The 18,523-nt window shown below is 50.4% G+C and carries 13 protein-coding genes and 1 riboswitch; of the genes, 9 read left to right on the top strand and 4 right to left on the bottom strand.

Features of this window, described 5'->3' with window-relative positions:
- Positions 1-24 precede the first annotated feature (24 nt).
- Positions 25-1,626 carry a sodium:solute symporter gene (locus ACJJIN_RS01330; RefSeq protein WP_444896577.1) on the bottom strand — a complete coding sequence of 534 codons (1,602 nt, stop codon included), beginning with the start codon at positions 1,624-1,626 and terminating at the stop codon, positions 25-27.
- A 246-nt stretch (positions 1,627-1,872) separates the two neighbouring features.
- On the opposite strand from ACJJIN_RS01330, the gene ACJJIN_RS01325 reads away from it, so the two are divergent.
- The 5 genes from ACJJIN_RS01325 to ACJJIN_RS01305 all read left to right on the top strand — a co-directional run bounded on the left by ACJJIN_RS01325 (position 1,873) and on the right by ACJJIN_RS01305 (position 9,328).
- A complete protein-coding gene (locus tag ACJJIN_RS01325; protein WP_444896576.1) occupies positions 1,873-3,093 on the top strand; it encodes an ROK family transcriptional regulator in 1,221 nt (406 codons plus the stop codon).
- 114 nt (positions 3,094-3,207) lie between these two features.
- Positions 3,208-4,194 carry a glycoside hydrolase family protein gene (locus tag ACJJIN_RS01320; protein WP_444896575.1) on the top strand — a complete coding sequence of 329 codons (987 nt, stop codon included), beginning with the start codon at positions 3,208-3,210 and terminating at the stop codon, positions 4,192-4,194.
- Between the two features lie 335 nt (positions 4,195-4,529).
- Positions 4,530-7,052 carry a TonB-dependent receptor gene (locus ACJJIN_RS01315; protein WP_444896574.1) on the top strand — a complete coding sequence of 841 codons (2,523 nt, stop codon included), beginning with the start codon at positions 4,530-4,532 and terminating at the stop codon, positions 7,050-7,052.
- 198 nt (positions 7,053-7,250) lie between these two features.
- A complete protein-coding gene (locus tag ACJJIN_RS01310; protein WP_444896573.1) occupies positions 7,251-8,183 on the top strand; it encodes an ROK family protein in 933 nt (310 codons plus the stop codon).
- Positions 8,184-8,428: 245 nt separating this feature from the next.
- Positions 8,429-9,328 (top strand): alpha/beta hydrolase, encoded by a 900-nt coding sequence (locus ACJJIN_RS01305; RefSeq protein ID WP_444896572.1) that lies wholly within the window; start codon positions 8,429-8,431, stop codon positions 9,326-9,328.
- A gap of 144 nt (positions 9,329-9,472) precedes the next feature.
- Here ACJJIN_RS01305 and ACJJIN_RS01300 read toward each other — a convergent pair whose 3' ends face one another.
- The 3 genes from ACJJIN_RS01300 to pdxH form a co-directional block, all read right to left on the bottom strand.
- Positions 9,473-10,804: an RDD family protein gene (locus tag ACJJIN_RS01300; RefSeq protein WP_444896571.1), complete on the bottom strand. Its 1,332-nt coding sequence runs from the start codon at positions 10,802-10,804 to the stop codon at positions 9,473-9,475.
- Entirely contained in the window at positions 10,804-12,495 is a 1,692-nt protein-coding gene (locus ACJJIN_RS01295; RefSeq protein WP_444896570.1) for an Hsp70 family protein, read from the bottom strand. Before ACJJIN_RS01295 ends, ACJJIN_RS01300 begins: the two co-directional genes overlap by 1 nt.
- A 236-nt stretch (positions 12,496-12,731) precedes the next feature.
- A complete protein-coding gene (gene pdxH / locus ACJJIN_RS01290; protein WP_444896569.1) occupies positions 12,732-13,370 on the bottom strand; it encodes a pyridoxamine 5'-phosphate oxidase in 639 nt (212 codons plus the stop codon).
- 267 nt (positions 13,371-13,637) lie between these two features.
- Between pdxH and ACJJIN_RS01285 the strand changes: the two genes are divergently transcribed.
- The 4 genes from ACJJIN_RS01285 to ACJJIN_RS01270 all read left to right on the top strand — a co-directional run bounded on the left by ACJJIN_RS01285 (position 13,638) and on the right by ACJJIN_RS01270 (position 18,448).
- Complete coding sequence (locus ACJJIN_RS01285; protein ID WP_444896568.1) at positions 13,638-15,242, top strand: 5-guanidino-2-oxopentanoate decarboxylase; 1,605 nt, start codon at positions 13,638-13,640, stop codon at positions 15,240-15,242.
- 28 nt (positions 15,243-15,270) lie between these two features.
- A complete protein-coding gene (locus ACJJIN_RS01280; protein ID WP_444896567.1) occupies positions 15,271-16,704 on the top strand; it encodes an aldehyde dehydrogenase family protein in 1,434 nt (477 codons plus the stop codon).
- Positions 16,705-16,769: 65 nt separating this feature from the next.
- Positions 16,770-16,896, top strand: a riboswitch (SAM-I-IV-variant riboswitch).
- Between the two features lie 58 nt (positions 16,897-16,954).
- A complete protein-coding gene (locus ACJJIN_RS01275) occupies positions 16,955-17,170 on the top strand; it encodes a hypothetical protein (RefSeq protein WP_108732493.1) in 216 nt (71 codons plus the stop codon).
- Positions 17,171-17,248: 78 nt separating this feature from the next.
- Complete coding sequence (locus tag ACJJIN_RS01270) at positions 17,249-18,448, top strand: glycine C-acetyltransferase (RefSeq protein ID WP_444896566.1); 1,200 nt, start codon at positions 17,249-17,251, stop codon at positions 18,446-18,448.
- Positions 18,449-18,523: the final 75 nt, after the last annotated feature.

Below are 18,523 nucleotides of genomic sequence, written 5' to 3'. Positions count from 1 at the left end.
AAATAGAAGTAATCTGACTTCGCACTACCAGAACGAGCCCACCACTAACGCAGTAGCGACAAGCAGTAACACAGATAGAACTCGATAGTTCTGCCATAGTGGTTGTGCTTTTAGGGATACGGTCTCAGTGTCAAAATCGCTTTTAGACCAAGTGAAAGATTTAGCTTCTTCGCTAATCTCAGCTGGATAGAGCAGGCTGGTAATCACCAATACCACTGAGCAGAAGACAAACAAAATTGGAGCAATATAGAGGAAATGTAAGTTTGTCCAGTCGAAGACTTCATTGACAAAAAAGAGGCCAACACCGCCCAAGGTACCTAATAGCAAAGTAGCTATAGCTCCCTTGGAGTTAGCCCCACGCCAAAAGAATCCGATCAGGAAAAGTGCCAGTACAGTGGGAACTGCATAGGAAAGCACCTTCTGCAGATACTGGAATAAGGAACCAAAACTCTCAATCTGTGGTGCCCAAAGTACGGCAAGTATCATAAAGATAAAGGTGACCAGCTGACCTACACGCATTAACTGGTGCTGGTTCAGGCCCGGAAAAAACTTCCGCACAAAGTCCATGGTCACCAGCGTGGAAGCCGAATTAAGCGTGGAATCAATTTGCGACATTAGTGCAGCAACAAAGCCGGCCAACACCAGCCCCAGGATACCGACAGGCAACAGCTCAAATAGCAGAGTGGGATAAACCATATCTGCGCGCTCTAGCTCGGGGAAAATAACAATCGCCATAGTGCCAGGCAGAACCATGATAAACAGCACGGGAAGTTTGAGCAGACCGGCAAACAAGGCTCCCCAGCGGCCGTGATTAACATCTTTTGCACTGAGTACCCTTTGCACCATAAATTGGTTAGTACACCAGAAATAAAAACCCAGCAAAGTGACTCCCGTAATTAGCCCCAACCAGGGCACGCTCGAATCACCAATGGGCCGTATCAGACTCAATTGTTCAGCCGAGACCTGGGATACAACATTTTCCCAACCTCCTGCGCGATCCAGAGCAAAAATACTGATCAGGATCGAACCAAATATCAGCAGCAGCGCCTGAATGGTATCGGTATAAATAACGGCCGCCAAACCTCCACAAATGGTGTAGATACCCGCGATCACCGCCAAAATTGAAATCGTGGTCCAAATTGGTAATTCAGGAAATATCAATTTCATTACCAGGCCCCCTGCATAGAGGCTACCTGCAGTATCAACCACAATATTCAGGAAAATAGTCAATCCCGAAAAATAAGTGCGCGCGGTGCTGTTAAAGCGACGCTCAAGCATTTCCGGCATCGTGTAAATGCGCGAGCGAAGAATTGTGGGCAGATAGAAAACGGCAAAGAAAACCAGGATAACCGCCGCCATCCACTCATAGTTGAAGACCGCTATGCCAGTGCTGTAAGCATCTCCGGCTAAGCCGATCAAAGTGGTACTCGATATATTGGAAGCGAACAGGGATAAGCCAATCAAGGGCCATACCATTTTCCTCCCTGCCAGGAAGTAGTCCTCTGCAGTATCGTGGCGGCGACTTAGGAAGAGCCCAAGGGCGATGGTGAAAACAAAATAGACGACCAGAATGGTCGCATCGACTGGGTGAAGACCAAAATCGACCGGCATAACTTCCTCGTTCACTGCTAGCAGCGTATTTTTAGAATGATTTGCTTGAACTTGGTCAAAAATTAAATCACAGTGATTTAATTAAGTAAAGCCAAGCTTCAATAAACAAAAAAAGCTATATTAATCAATAAGTTATATAAGCTCGGATCTTAGTGCCAACGAAGCCAATAGACTAAGCAAAGGCTTTAAAGTTACACTTTTAACAATAGAACCGGACAATCGGTGGCCGGATCAGATCACGTTTCATCTCAGGGGGCACGGATGGGTAAAGGTAGCAATTCCAGTGGTTTACGCCGCTATAACGAGCGAGTGGTGCTCACGACCTTGCGGAAGACTGGCGCAGCCTCCAAGTCCGACCTAGCGCGCCAAACTGACCTCACCGCTCAGGCGGTTACCCGGATTGTCGATGATTTGGAAAACGCAGGACTGGTGATGCGAGAGGGACGCCGACTGGGCGGCAAAGGCCAACCCTCGATTATGTACGTTATTAACCCTACTGGTGCTTACTCTGTCGGCATCAAGGTGGGACGGCGCAATATCGAGCTGCTACTAATGGATTTTGGTGGCACAGTACTAAAGAAGATTTGCCACGAGTTTGAATTCCCGGAGCCCGAATTTTTATTGGCAAAAATTGAATCGGGCCTCCAGGCACTTACTGATACCCTACCCGCTAAAGACAGAGGGAAACTAGTGGGCGTGGGTATCGCTATGCCCTGGTTTATCGGCGCCTGGACTGAAGAACTCAATATGAGTGAAGAACTTGCCGCCCAGTGGCAGGAAATTAATTTTGCTGAAGAAGTTGCTCAGCGCACACATCTGCCAGTCTTCTTCGAGAACGACTGTTCCGCTGCTGCTGTTGCCGAATTGCAGTTTGGCAATGGCCAGGACATATCCAATTTTCTCTACGTTTATATCGGGACCTTTATCGGTGGAGGCCTGGTATTAAATGGCAGCCTGGAAACCGGCGTCCATGGCAATGCGGGCAATCTGGTTTCCCTGCCAGTGCCCCGCTCAAAACTTAGCAGTACCCCTGAAAATCAAGGGGCATTTGAGCTACTCCTCAACCGCGCTTCACTATTTGGGCTGCGCAGACATTTACGAGAGTGCGGCATCGAAATTACCAGCACTTCCGAACTTGAAACGGTAATGGACCAGGCCCGCCCTCAGATCCAGGAGTGGCTGGACGACTGTGCAGATGCGCTGGTTTATGCATTTCTATCGGCAAACAGCGTACTAGACCTGGAGGCTATTATTGTCGATGCGCATTTACCCCGCTTTTTATTAGACGAACTGGTCGAAATGATTTCTCGCAGGATAAAGCAGGTGGCGCCTTCAGGCGTATTTGCGCCCAAAATTGTCAGTGGAAAAATTGGAGTCGATGCCATCGCCACAGGCGGTGCGATTTTGCCTTTTTACTCAATTTTTGCACCGGATAAAACAGTTCTATTAAAGGGCGGCATACCTGGAAGAATATCTACCTGATTGCGCCTTAATTGGAACCCCAGAAAAGCATAAAAATAACTCTGGGCTCCTTAAGAATAATCAAAGCAATAACTCACCGGCAAATTTCCAATCAGCACTAATGAGGTAAATATCATGGCATTTAATCTCGATAATAAATGGGTATGGGATTTTTGGTTCGCGCAGGACGGCGACCAGTACCATGTATTTTACCTTCAAGCCGATAAATCACTGGGCGATCCTGAGCTGCGCCATTGGAATGTATCTGTCGGTCATGCCGTTTCTACGGACCTTATTCATTGGACAACGCTCCAGGATGCATTAAAACCCTCACCTCGAACTGCAACCGCCAGTGAGGAAGCTGCAGACTCTTACACTACCTGGACCGGCTGTGTACACAGAGAAGGCGATACCTGGTATATGTTTTATACCGGTACTAAATATTCGGAGAAAGGCCTGATTCAGCGGGTCTGCCTGGCAACTTCCAAGGACTTATTACACTGGGAAAAACACCCCAACAACCCCCTGGTGGAATTAGATCCCAATTTCTACGATGGCCTGAACCTTGAATATTGGCACGATGCATCCTGGCGTGACCCATGGATCGTTAAAGACCCCACACAGAATCTCTACCATATGTATCTCACTGCGCGCTGTAACCAGGGCAGCCCTGATGGGCGTGGCGCAGTTGGCTATGCCAGTTCAACGGACTTAATTCACTGGAAAGTGGGGCAACCGGTACTGGCTCCCGGCTGGTATGGCGAAATGGAAGTACCGCAAATTGAATACATCCATGGCCGCTACTACTTATTCTGCTCAGTATCGACAAAGTTCCACAGCGCTGCCCATCGACAATCCATGCAGAGTACACCACTGACTGGCACAAAATATTTTATCGCCGATGATCTGAATGGCCCATACGAAGTGGTTGGAGATGGCTTTATCGGCGCAGACCAGCAGGGATCACTCTATTCCGGCCGGGTTATCCAGGGGCCGGACCAACATTGGTATCTGCTGGCTTTTAATAGGGACGATGCCGAGGGCAACTTTATCGGCGGTATCTGCGACCCCAAACGCATCGAGTTTATGGACGATGGACAACTGGAATTGGCCAAAGACTAGCAGGCAGGAATCGCGACCAAATCCTTAGGTAGATGCTCACCAGAAGCATCTACTGCCCCGTATCCCCTTCTCCCGCAACCAGTGCTACTTAGAAAGACAAGCAGCGCTGTCACCAGAAGCAAAGATCGTTACCGCGAAAATCACTACTTCCCCTTGGTTTACTTATCTATTTGCTGATTCCACTTCGTAAATTCCACAAATTTTCGTATTGCCTTTATTAAATCACAGTGATTTAATAAATGTGTTCGCGGGGAGAGGTCCCACCCATGCGGTAACAGGAAGAGAGTCTCGAGCCCGCAGAGAACGGGCCGTGAAAAATCTAATAACCATAAGAGATGATTGAGGAGAGCGCCGTGATTGCAGAGGGCTTCCAAGCAGGTTCAGAGACACAGAAACACTTTAAACCACACTCCATAGCCCTGGCAGTTGCCATGGCCTCCAGCGTTGTGGTACCGGCAACAGCTGAGGAAATGCCGGAAATTGAAGAGGTGATGGTTACCGCAACCGCCCGACCGGTTACCAAGATGGAATCTAGCGTATCCGTTAGTGCACTGGACACTGAGGAAATGGCGAAGTACGCCCCGCGCTCTACCGCAGAGCTGTTCCGCAGCTTACCCGGTATTCGGGCGGAATCCTCCGGTGGCGGCGGCAATGCAAATATCACCGTTAGAGGTATTCCCCTGGCAACTGGCGGCTCCAAATATATGCAAATCCAGGAAGACGGATTGCCTGTATTAGAATACGGCGATATTAATTTCGGTAACACTGACAACTTTGTTCGCACCGACTCCTCTCTCGCACGTATAGAAAGCGTACGCGGCGGCTCTGCCTCCACCTTTGCCAGTAATTCACCTGGCGGTGTGATCAATATGATCAGCAATACCGGCGAAGAAGAAGGTGGTAATGTAGGACTTTCGTTTGGTGCGGACTACGATGAATCCCGCCTGGACTTTGGCTATGGCCACCACTTGAATGACACTTTGCGATTCTATGTCGGCGGATTTTTAAGAGAGGGAGAAGGCATCCGCGAGACCGGCTTTGATGGGGATTCCGGCGGCCAACTCAAGGCCAACCTCACCAAAGAATTTGATAACGGATATGTCCGCCTCTATTACAAACATCTCGATGACCGGGTAACAACTTATCTTCCTGGCCCTGTAACCTATAAAGGCGATGGTGAATTCGGCACGGTTGCCAACTTCGATGCCAGCAGCCAAACCCTGCATTCCGATAATTATCGATACATTTCCACTTTTGATGCCTACGGCAATCCGGTAACCCGCGACTTATCCGACGGTATCGAATCACTGGTGGAAGCCTATGGCTTTGAAACCAAATTCGAATTTAATGATGGCTGGACTGTTACCGACAAATTCAGAATTTCTGATGTTAGCGGCAGCTTTATTTCCCCCTTTACCGATACTTTCGGCGATTACGGACCACAATCCACACAGGATATGGCTGATACCATTTGTGCAAATGCCGTAGGCAGTAACGGAGAGGCCATAGACTGTAGCGCCGGCACAACGGTGACTTATGCCAATGGTGAAGAAGCCGAAGGCCTCGCCTATGTCGACCTGCTCTTTGATACAGAAATACACGATTTGGGTCTGATAGTTAACGACTTTAAAGTCGATAAATTAATTGGCGATAATATTGTTGTTTCCGGTGGATTCTATTACTCCACCCAAAATATCAAAACCAGCTGGAACAGTTGGAATGCCCTAATTCAAACTGTTGACGGCAGCAATTCTGAAAACCTCACCATAACTGCCAATGCCAACGGAGATGTACTGGTAGATGATGGGGTCTGGTCTGCAAGCTTTCTTTCCTGGGCCTGGGACCTGGAATATGAAACTTATGCACCCTATATGAATGTGGCGATCGACATCGGCAACTTTACCTTCGATGTCAGTGCCCGCCACGATATGGTCAATGCCAAAGGCTCCCTGGTTTCCAGCTGCTGCGGTGGTGATACAGACTACGATCTGAATGGCGATGGTATTATCAGCGACGTGGAAAGTGCTAGCGCTTCCGATGCCTTTGGATTCACCGGCGGCGTCATCACAATGGCCAATGGATCCACCCAGCTCGTTGACTACGATGCAGACAACACCTCTTTCTCTCTCGGTGGAAATTATATTCTCAACGACAGCATGGCTATTTTTGCCCGCTACAGCGAGGGTGGTCGAGCAATTGCCGATCGGCTTCTACAAATTAGCGGCGCCCTCAACAGTGACGGAAGCCTAACCGACACCACCGATGGCTTCGACTCTGTGGACCAGCTGGAAATTGGATACAAACTCTCAACCGGCGATCTGGATTTCTTTGCAACTTACTTCAATACGGTCACTGAAGAGACCAATGCAGAAATCACTAGCGGCTTAACGTTTGTACGCGAGTATGAAGCCCAAGGAATCGAGCTGGAAGCAGCCTACAGTTATGGAGACTTTTCCGTAAATGGAAACCTCACCTGGACCGACGCCGAAATTTCAAAAGATGCCAACGACAGTTCTGTCGTAGGTAATACGCCGCGCCGTCAAGCTGATTTCATTTACACGATTACACCGCAATATAACTTTGGCGATGACTTTACATTTGGTGCAAGCCTCCAAGGGTCTACAGAATATTTTGTTTCTGACTCCAACCAGTTGAAACAGGAAGGTTATGTCCTGGTCAATCTGTTTGGTTCTTATTACCTGACAGAAGACCTTACCGTTTCCTTTAATGTAAACAACCTCACCGATGAATTTGTTGTTACCGAAGTTGAAGAGTCTTACGCAGAAGTTGGAGACATAGTACGCGGACGGGCTATCAGTGGCCGCTCCACCAGCGTCAGTTTCAATTACGCTTTTTGATCGTTGTTCTTCCCTACTCTAGTAAGTGGTTTGCAGTTCTGCCCATAGCTTTGCAAACCCCGAGCGTCTGGCCCCCACCGGCGCTCGTTTTTTTTCTTTCAGAAACAATATAACCAGCTATAAACAATCAGTAGTGTAATTTCAGCAACCATCAACTGATAATACGAATAACTTATGTAACCCGGGGAGCGGATTAGGATGGAAATGCAAGGCAATGCGGTAGATACCTTGCTCGGCGGAATTGAAGCCGGTGGTACCAAATTTAACTGTGTGGTAGCTGCTGGGATTAATGACATCCGTGAGCGAGCCAGCTTCCCAACCACCGATCCAGAACATACGCTATCCAAGGTCGCTCAGTTTTTTCACGAAAGCAGTCAGCGCCACGGCACTGTTTCTGCGCTGGGCATAGCCAGCTTTGGCCCGGTAAACCTGGACCCAGAATCCGCCTACTATGGCTATATCACCCAAACACCTAAAGCTGGCTGGTCCAATACCAATATGGCTGGCTACTTCAGCCAAGCCCTGTCGGTACCAGTTGCTTTCGATACAGATGTTAATGGCGCCGCCCTTGGAGAGCACCTCTGCGGCGCCGCTACAGATGTAAAGAATTTTGTCTACGTAACCATCGGTACCGGTATCGGCGCCGGCATTATGATCGACGGGCAGCTGATCAATGGATCTATGCACCCGGAAATTGGGCATATGTTGATGCCTAGAGACAGCCAAAAGGATTCTTTTAAAGGCAACTGCCCATTTCATAACAACTGCCTTGAAGGACTGGCCTCAGGTCCTGCGATAGAGGAGCGTTGGGGACTGCGTGGCCAACACCTCGAACAACATCATCCGGCCTGGGACCTGGAGGCGGAGTATCTGGCCACTATGTGTGTCAACCTTACCAGCTGCTACTCACCACAGCGGATCATACTGGGGGGTGGAGTGATGATACAGGCGCACCTATTCAACCGTGTAAGACAAAAATTCCTAGCCTTAGCCGGTGGTTACTTTCCCCAAGTCTCAGAAAGTAATATTGAACGGTATATCGTTGCACCAAAACTAGTGGGAAGATCCGGTGAAGTCGGCTCCCTACGGATGGCCCAGCACCTATACAACAGTAAAAACGTCATTGCCTGAACCTGGGAGGGGACATCCCCTTCCTGCCATCCTCTTTTCAGTGGACGTGGTTCCCACGCGCAATATCCCTATTTCTGTGATCACGACCACTTCTTGGGCAAAAACTTGCCATGCAGAGTGATTCCTGCGGCAGTAACCCCCTCCCCAGCTAGCGATTCCCTTTATCTATCTGTTAGGCTTCCATATAGATACCTCTAGTAAGCAGGGCGATAACAGGTAAGTTTCAGCGCCCCTCAGGGATAGCAATGAAAATAATTAGATTATTAGTGATAGGTATTCTTAGTGCCTGTTGCCAGCTGGCAGTGGCCGGCAGTGCCGAACCCACAACTTTCACCCGCCCGGGGATACTGTCCTACAACTTTTACTCTGATTTACTAGAGCGTGAGTACGTTATTGACATAATGCTGCCTCTCTCGTACACCCCGGAAAACACCGATCGCTATCCAGTCATTTATATGACCGATGGCTTTCTGCATTTCCCTATGACAGCCCCTAACCTTCTTCAGGAACAGGTTCCCGATGAGTTTGGCAATGTCAAAATGCCCCCTGTAATTCTGGTAGGTATCTCCCACGCTTTTGACAGCCCGAATTTCGCCCAGCGAGTAATGGATTTCACCCCCGTGCCTGGTGTGATCAAAGGTGCTGAACTAGGTGGCGGCGCAGATCACTTTCTTGAGTTTATCGAAGAGGAACTCAAACCCTTTATCAATAATAATTTTAAAGGTAACGAAGAAGACGAAACCCTAGTGGGCCATTCCCTGGGTGGGCTTCTGGCTCTCCATGCACTTTTTAACCACACCAATAACTTTGACCGATATGTCATTGGAAGCCCCAGTATTTGGTGGGCAGATAAGCAAATTTTAGATAGTGAATTGGCCTATGCAGAACGCAATGCCGATTTAGGAAAAAGTGTGTATTTATTTATTGGTGGTGAGGAGACTTGCAGTGAAATCGACTCAGTTTGCGCAGTAAAAGACTTCTCTCAACTAGTAAAAAGATTGAAGTCCCGTAACTACAATAGCCTTACCCTAAGAAAACGTGTATTTGATAACGAGAATCACGGTAGTGTTGTTAATCCAGGCTATGATCGAGGGATAGAGAAAGCCTTTAAAGCAAAGCTTATTCCGCGAAAGTACTCCTTTTAAATAAAAAATTCAAATTCATTTAACTAAGAGTTTTCGGAGAAATCTAGCTATATTCAAGCACCAGCCTCTTAAACATACAAGTCAACTTACATTAAGAAGTACTTATAGATAAGGGAAGAGCGGGAACCAATCCCCGCTCTAAAGCTAAGCTTTTCTCAAACGGCGTAAATGCTCTTCATGAGTCTTACGCATATTAATAACATAAGTGCGACTTAACCGATCATGCAATAATTTGTTAACCAGGAAGAAGTTGATAATCCATGCAAAAAGCCCAAATGCACTAGTGAAAGCAAAGCTCACAGTTCTCCAAAGCCCTCGCAAGTATCCAATCCGCCCAAATTTTTGACTGGTTACTCGATAGCCCATTATATACTTGCCAGGTGTTGCCTGAAGTTTGGAACACTCAAACAACCAAGCAAATAACAGGTAGGCTCCAAAACAAAAAGGTATGACTTTTGCGGCTGCTACAGCTTCCGGCAATCCAAAGATTTTCATCATCGCCGCAGTTGCAAGAGAGCCTACGGCCATATAAGTCATAACCAAGTCTAAAAAGAATGCAACGCCTCTAGGTACAACATCACCAAAAAAGTACTTTTCATAGCGCTCTTCAAATTCAGCCTCACTTTGTGCCTCTACCTTGCCCCCGCCACGAAGCCCTTGCAAAGGATCAATACGGGACTCATGGGTTTCCAAGCTATTAAATATGCTATTGCACAACTTCTCGTCAAGTGCTTGGTAGAGGTAAGACGAATTCCCTCGCCAATCGAACAACTGGTCACAGTACTGCAGGATGTTCGGCGTTACTTGCGGGCGAAACCTTGCGGACTTCCCCCCCTCTACAGCATTTTGATTAAATTGGGCAAAGCGTTCAAATACAGAAAGACCTAAGTTCCAATTATACTCCTCATCCAGCATATAGGGACTCTTGGTGAGAAAGCCCCAACTTTTCTCCAAACTCATTTCCAAGTGATTATTGAGCATCTCATCAACTTGCATAAGCACCCGCCGAAACTCTTCGATACGCAAATCTCTATCCGGGTCTTGCGGCTCCCGAGATTCACTTGGCTGCGTATCAGGGGATACACCTTCGCTCTGTTCCAAGGGGTCAGAAACGCTCTCTTGCTTCGCTGGGTGTTCTTCAGCTGCGAGCGGAGTTAACACTTCATCAGTGGAAGGCCGCACTTCTGTTTCCTGCGCCCCTTCTAATACAGCTATCCTTTCACTGTTAACCTTCTCATGGCTTGTACTTCCTGCTTGCCCTAGTGAAGGAGTTTCCAAGGAGGCTTCCGCATGCCCGGCAGTCTCCTCTTGCAATTGCTCAGCCAGTTTCAATGCTTGCTTATAAGCTGTATGAAGTGCCTGGAATTCTTCCGGCTTTTCATCAGGGCGGGTTTGCTTTAGTTTTTTTGCATAAGCGCGCTTAATCGCCCGAGCATCAGTGATGGGGTTAATTTCAAGAATGGCCCAGGGATTCATCAAATCCAATCCTCGCCATCCAACCGATCCAGAATTTCACTAACCTCAGTTCGAGCCTTAATAATTTCTGTAGGGTTTTGCCTTTCTAGGACGCTATCAAAGGATGACAGTAATTTGGCAATATACTCACGCTGCTCGCCCAGACTGGATTCATACAAGCGCTCACCACGAGCAATGATTGCCTGGTTTTTTTCATCTTCACGGGGGTGGAATTTCAGTTTTGCCAGCTTTTGCAGGGCTTCAGCCTTTTGTACATCGGTGAGAGCTCCCGGCGTAAACTCGATTAACTTGTTGAAGGTTTTACCCGTGGAGACCACGGTCACATCCACTTCCAAAAGCCCATTCATATCGTAGGTGTAGCGAATATCAGCCGCTTCTTCCCCTTTAGGCTTTTTCGGCACAGGAACTGTCATCTCACCCAGGTACACATTTTTAGCTACCAAGCGATTCTCTCCTTGGTATACGTCTACACAAAGTTGGGTTTGATCATCCCGAGCAGTCCAAACCCGCCTTACAACACTAACTGGCACAACGGTATTGCGCTCAATAATTGGCATAAAGTAAGCACCGAGCTGCGGATTATCTTCATTGATAACACCCGTCCCCAAGGTGTAAGGGCATACATCAGTTAGGACAATATCATCCAGTGCCGAGTTCTTTTCTTTTAAGCCAGCCTGAATAGCTGCTCCCATCGCAACGACAGTGTCCGGGTCCAAATGACAGGCTGGCAGACGGCCAAACATTCGACCAACCATTGAACGAAACTGGGCCATGCGCGTCGAACCGCCAACCAATACCACCTCATCAATGTTCTGTGGGGGCAAATCTGCATCGCGCATTGCCCGCTCAATTGGCCGTTTCGCTCTTAACAACAGAGGGGTGCTGAGTTTTTCAAACCACTCTGGGGTCACCTGGAATTGCAAGGAGCGCCCATCAAGTTGTAATTCAAGTTTTTGCTCAGGCTGCTGGCTAACTCGACGTTTGGCGCTTTCCATTTGCATATATAAGTTTTGTAAATCGCGAGGGCTTAAAGCTTCTTTCTTAATTTCAAACTCAGCCAGGACATCATCGACCATTGCCTCAACGAAATCCTCTCCACCGAGGAAGTTATCTCCGGCACTGGCATGGACTTCCATAATGCCATCGAAAAACTCCAGGATGGAAACATCAAAGGTGCCACCCCCAAGATCTAAAATAAGGAAGTTTCCTTCGCGCTTGTCGTGTAAACCGTAAGCAATGGCAGCCGAAGTTGGCTCGTTAATTAGCCGCTCTACTTTTAATCCAGCAAGCTCTCCTGCCAACTTGGTAGCATGGCGCTGATTATCATTAAAATAAGCTGGGACACTGATTACCGCCTCGGTTACCTCTTCACCAAGAAAAGTTTCAGCATCTTCTTTGAGCGCACGTAAGATTAACGAGGAGAGTTCCGTTGCACTAAATTTTTGCTTCCCCAGGGAAACTTTGTGGTCAGTGCCCATCAAGCGCTTAAACGCAGCCACAGTGGTACTACTGTGGTTAATAAGACGTTCTTTAGCCGTTTTACCGACTAGCAGTGTGCCAGAATCATCAAGCCCCACAACTGACGGAGTCAAAATTTCACCCAAACGATTGGGAATTAGTTTTACCCCGTCATCAGTCAGTACCCCGCAAGCACTATTAGTGGTTCCCAAGTCGATACCAATAATGGCCATATTTCCCCTACCTACCCTTGGATTCGAATTGCAAAAACGATCGAATCTATAGAATTTTTAAGACATTAGTTTTAGCTATATTTATGGCGCATTATTCTAAGCGGCCTTGACCACAAATTGCCAGATAAGACACCGCTATAAAACAATATCAGGGGATAGGTACTCACAAAGTGAGGCGTGATTAAGCGGTTAGTTGTGGCCCAAAGGGCTGGGCCACGAAAAGATAAATATAAAAATTAGGGAGCGCGACGCTCTATATTCCAGCTTTCCTTTTCTTCACGGCGATAAATAAAACGATCGTGCAATCTATTTTCACCCCCCTGCCAAAACTCAACAGCATTGGGCACCACACAGTAGCCGCCCCAAAATTCTGGCAATGGAATTGTTTTACCGGCAAAGCGAGCCTTTTCTTTATCAAACTGTTGCTCGAGTTCCTCCCTGGACGAAAGCGGCCGGCTCTGGTGCGAGGCCCATGCGGCCAACTGGCTATCCAGGGGGCGCGACTGGAAATAGGCCTCTGCCTGCTCGCGGGAAACGGGCTCCACCTTCCCATAAACAATCACCTGCCGCTCGAGACGGCACCAGGGAAACAACAGCGACACCTGAGGGTTAACGGCCATATCTCGAGCCTTGTCACTCTGTAAATTGGTATAGAAAACGAAACCCTTCTCATCGAAGCCTTTCAGCAAAACAATACGCTGCGAGGGGTGCCCGTCCGCGTTAGTGGTGGCAAGACACATGGCGCTGGCATCAACTAATTCTGCTTCAACAGCTTCTGCAAGCCACTTGCGAAACTGCTCCACGGGGGTCGGCTTCAATTCAGAGCGCCTTAAACCACCCATTTGGTATTCCCGACGCCATTGATCGATTTCCATGGTGATACTTCCTCGGTTGTTCTAGCTCAAAGTTTATTCAGCGAAGTGCCGGAAGGCTATTGTGCGGCAGACACCTCGTCAAATTCCGCAAAATCTACTGACAGGTAAAGTAACCCAAGCGTACAAAGTTTCCTGCCGCAGTGCCGGGTGAATCTCAATTTTCCTGCGATATTGCCTGTGAAGGTGCAGACTCTGCGGGTGCTTGCACGGCCTTTGGTGGGCCGCTAGGCTCACTGCATTTTTACACGAATAAGGAAAATGGTGCTTATGTCCTCTGCGCCCACATGCGCCCAGGTGCTGATGCGCCTGCTGCGCGAATACCAGGTAGAAAAAGTTTTCGGGATTCCCGGCGTACATACCATTGAACTGTATCGCGGCCTGCCCGGTAGCGACTTGATGCATATCACGCCAAGGCATGAGCAGGGCGCCGCCTTTATGGCAGACGGTTATGCCCGCGCCAGCGGCAAGCCCGGTGTCTGTTTCCTGATCACTGGGCCGGGGCTGACCAACGCAGCCACTGCGATGGCGCAAGCTTACTCAGACTCAATTCCCATGCTGGTTATTTCCGCCGTCAATCGCCGGGAAGACCTTGGCATGGGCCGTGGGCGCCTGCATGAGCTACCCCGCCAAAGCGATGCCAGTCGAGGCTTCTGTATCTGGCAGCACACCCTGACCCAGGCAGAACAATTACCGGAAGTGATGGCACGGGCATTCCAGCTGTTGCAGTCCAGCCGCCCCGGCCCTGTCCATATCGAAATCCCTATCGATTTATTCCCGGCGCCTATGTCCGGCAATCTGGACGATTACCGCGCGGCACCCAATGCCATGGTACCGGCAGCCAACGCGACGGCTATCGCGACCGCAACCCAGTGGCTGCAAGCTGCCGAACGCCCGGTGATCCTCCTGGGCGGTGGCGCGCAATCTGCTGGAGAAGCGGCAACTCAGGTATCAGAAAAAATTGCAGCCCCAGTCTTCCTGTCTCTGGCGGCCAAAGGCGTTGTCGATGAAAGACATCCTCTGTGTGGCGGAGCCAATCTCAGTTTTGATTGCGTGCGTGAGCGAGTGGAAGCTGCCGATGTGGTCTTGGCCGTTGGCACAGAGCTTTCGGAAACCGATCGCAACCTGGTGAGAGAGGATTACGCTTTCTCCGGCAAACTGATCCGCATCGACATTGATCCGGCTCAACTGGTATGCAATGCCCAGCCGGACCTGGCCATCTGCGCGGATGCAGCAGAAAGCCTTCAGCAATTAAGTGAAGCCCTGGTTCAGTGCGAGGAGAGCTCAAAACTGCGCGCAGAAAAGGAAGTTTCACAATTAATCAGTAACTGCCGCAAAGAGTGGTGGGAAGGTTCTGAGGAGCGTTTCCCTTGGGTTGAAGCTCTGCGCGAAGCCCTGCCCAATGAGGGAATTCTGGTTACCGACTCCACACAACTGGCCTATAACACTAACCACGCCTTGCCGCTGTACCACCCTCGCAGCCATATTACCTGTACCACCGGTTACGGCACGCTGGGCTTTGCCCTGCCCGCCTCGATCGGAGCCAAGTTATCCAGCGAGCGGGATGTAGTTGCCTTGATCGGCGATGGCGGCCTGATGTTTACTCTCGGTGAGCTGGCCGTTGCAGTAGAACAGCAACTGCCCCTGCCAATACTGGTTTGGAATAACAGCGGGTATGGAGAGATTCGCGACTTTATGGATGCTGCAGAAGTACCTCAAGAAGGTGTTAATCTTCGCACTCCAGATTTTGTCGCACTGGCAAAATCTTTTGGCGCTGAAGGTTGTCGCATCGACAAACCACAGCAATTAGCTACGGCAGTCGCAGAAGCCCTGCAACGCAAAACACCAACAATTATCGAAATCACCGCCCCTTGAACTGGCGCGAAGCAAACGGAAGCGTGACATGACAGATTTCAGCAAGCTGCATACCGACAAACTGTTTATCAATGGTGAGTGGCGCGAGCCCCTCGGCACCAGTTCCCATCCTGTGATCAACCCCGCCACTGAAGAAATGATTTGCCAGGTGGTGGAAGGCTCTGCTGAGGATGTGGATATTGCCGTTGCCGCTGCCCGCAGCGCCTTTCGCAAGTGGCGCCATACCAGCGCAGATCAGCGCTCAGCCCTGCTAAATGCCATTGCTGACGGTATGGAAGAGCGCAAGGAAGACTTGATCCAGGCGATCTCACAAACCCTGGGTTGCCCCGCCCATATCACCCGTTGGTTGCATGTGGATGGCCCTATCTACGCCATGCGTTACTACGCCGGTCGCACCTCCATAATGGAAGAGACCGAAAAGGCGGCCCACTCGGTATTAATCCGGGAGCCGATTGGCGTGTGTGGCTTTATTACCCCCTGGAATTACCCTCTGCACCAATTTGTCGGCAAAGTAGCGCCAGCCCTCGCAGCGGGCTGCACCATGATTACCAAGCCTTCGGAAACCACTCCGCTGCAGGATTTCGTCATGGCGGAGATTATCCAAGCAGCCGGTGTGCCTGCGGGCGTATTTAACCTGATCCCCGGTGCTGGCTCGGTCGTCGGCGCAGAGCTGTCATCCCACCCGGGAATCGATATGGTGTCCTTTACCGGCTCCACCCGTGCAGGCGTTGAAGTTGCCAAGGCTGCAGCGCCCACAGTTAAAAGGGTAACCCAGGAGCTGGGTGGCAAATCGCCTCTGATTATCACCCCGGACGCGGATCTCAAAGCAGCGGTTCGCTGGGGCTGCGAAGATGTATTTATTAACAGCGGCCAAACCTGTACCGCACTCACCCGTATGCTGGTTCCCGCTGAGCACTATGAAGAGGCGGTGGAAGTTGCCAAGCAGGTGGCTGAAGAAGTAGCCATGGGCACCGATGCCAATGCCTTTATGGGCCCCCTATCTTCCGCTCGCCAACTGGAAATCGTGCGCGGTTACATCAAGAAAGGTATCGAGGAAGGTGCCCGCCTTGTGACTGGCGGCCTCGATTTACCCACCGAGCTGGATAAAGGCTTCTATGTGAAACCCACGGTATTTGCCGACGTTCACAACGATATGGCCATAGCCCGGGAAGAAATCTTTGGCCCGGTGACCTGCCTGATTCCCTACAAAGATATGGATGAAGCCGTCGCCATTGCCAATGACACCGAATACGGTCTGTCCAGTGGCGTATGGGCTAAAGACGCCGAAAGCGCCATGCCTATCGTTCGTCGCATTGAAGCGGGCCTTTGCTTTGTCAACGGCGGTGAGTTTAACTACGACGCCCCCTTCGGCGGCTACAAGCGCTCCGGCAACGGACGCGAGTTTGGTGAGGCCGGTCTCGGTGAGTTTATCGAACTGAAATCCGTGCAGCTTCCCGCATAAACTTCTGCACCGCCCTCTAATGGGGGCGGTACTGTTGACTGCTAATCCCCTCCCCGTTATCTTTGCTCGCACATCACGAGAGTGGCTGACGCCAACGCCAACCTGCCGACCGGGGCAAGGTGGTTCTCTCTCTGCGGCACACAAGGCCTGCGGGGAGGATGGGGCTCTACCAGAGCAAACCAACCGGATTAGCGAACATCACTTCGCCGCTTCCACGTCAGTCCTCCATAGTTTTACCATTGGAGGGACCATGTCCGAATCACCGTTTTCCAGTAAAGACATTATCGAAATTCAAATCGCCAGCCAAAGAAGCCACACGGCAGTACGCGCGGTGAGAAGAGGTGATCGTCAGTTGTTGTGGCAACTACTGTTCGACACTGCCGAAGAGGCATTAAAATTTGCCACCAGTTGCCGCGCCAGTGAGCACCCTATTTCGGCCCATGAGGCCTGCGAACTGGCGGGATAAAGTAGAACCAACAGGCGCCGCGAGCTCGCGCCCGTTACCCTGTGCCAAGAGCACCCGACAGGAGCTAAAAACAATACCATGTCAAAGCCAGAACAATTCTTTGAGCACCTGCGCAGCGAACTCAAACAGATCGATGCAGACGGCCTGTACAAACGCGAGCGGATTATTACCTCCCAGCAGGCCGCTGAGATCCAGGTGAACAACGACACCCAGGTACTGAATTTTTGTGCGAACAACTACCTGGGCCTGGCTAACCACCCGGACCTGATTGAAGCGGCCAAAGAGGGGCTCGAACAGTACGGCTTCGGCATGGCATCGGTGCGTTTTATCTGCGGCACCCAGGACATTCACAAAGCGCTGGAATCGCGCCTGTCTGAGTTCCTGCAAACCGAAGACACCATCCTTTATACCTCCTGCTTCGACGCCAATGGCGGCCTGTTTGAAACTCTGCTGGGCCCGGAAGATGCCATCATCTCCGATTCCCTCAACCACGCTTCTATCATCGACGGCGTGCGCCTGTGTAAAGCCAAACGCTACCGTTACGCCAACAACGATATGGCGGAACTGGAGAAGCAACTGCAGGCCGCAGACGCCGCTGGCGCCAAGACCAAGCTGATCGCCACCGACGGCGTTTTCTCTATGGACGGAGTTATCGCCAACCTCAAAGCCGTTTGCGATTTGGCCGACCAGTACAATGCCCTGGTAATGGTGGACGACTCCCACGCAGTGGGCTTCCTCGGAGACCACGGCCGTGGCACCAATGAATACTGCGATGTGATTGAGCGCGTCGATATTATTACCGGCACCCTGGGCAAGGCCTTGGGCGGCGCTTCCGGCGGCTTTACTTCCGGCCGCAAGGAAATTATCGATATGCTGCGCCAGCGTTCGCGCCCCTATCTGTTCTCCAACTCCGTGGCCCCGGCAATCGTCACCGCCTCCCTGAAAGTGTTGGATATGCTGACTGAAGGCGGCGAGCTGCGTGAACAACTACGTGACAACTCCGCTTACTTCCGCAAGCGTATGTCTGAAGCCGGCTTTACCCTGGCCGGAGCCGACCACCCGATCATCCCGGTGATGATCGGCGATGCTGCCCTGGCGCAGAAAATGGCTGACAAGATGCTGGAGCGCGGCATCTACGTAGTGGGCTTCTTCTATCCGGTAGTGCCCAAGGGCCAGGCCCGCATCCGCACCCAGATGTCCGCCGCCCACACCCGCGAGCAGCTCGACCAGTGTATCGATGCCTTCATTGAAGTTGGCCGCGAACTGAATATTATCTAAACCAAACAGCGGCGCTGATACGGTAATTCTCACAAGGAATTCACCGGAGCGGCGCCGCGCCCTGCCATTTGTAGT

Source organism: Microbulbifer maximicatervae (SeqCode), assembly GCF_052467505.1.
The sequence above is the reverse complement of the archived record's forward strand: the minus strand, read 5'-3'. Positions and strand labels throughout refer to the sequence as shown.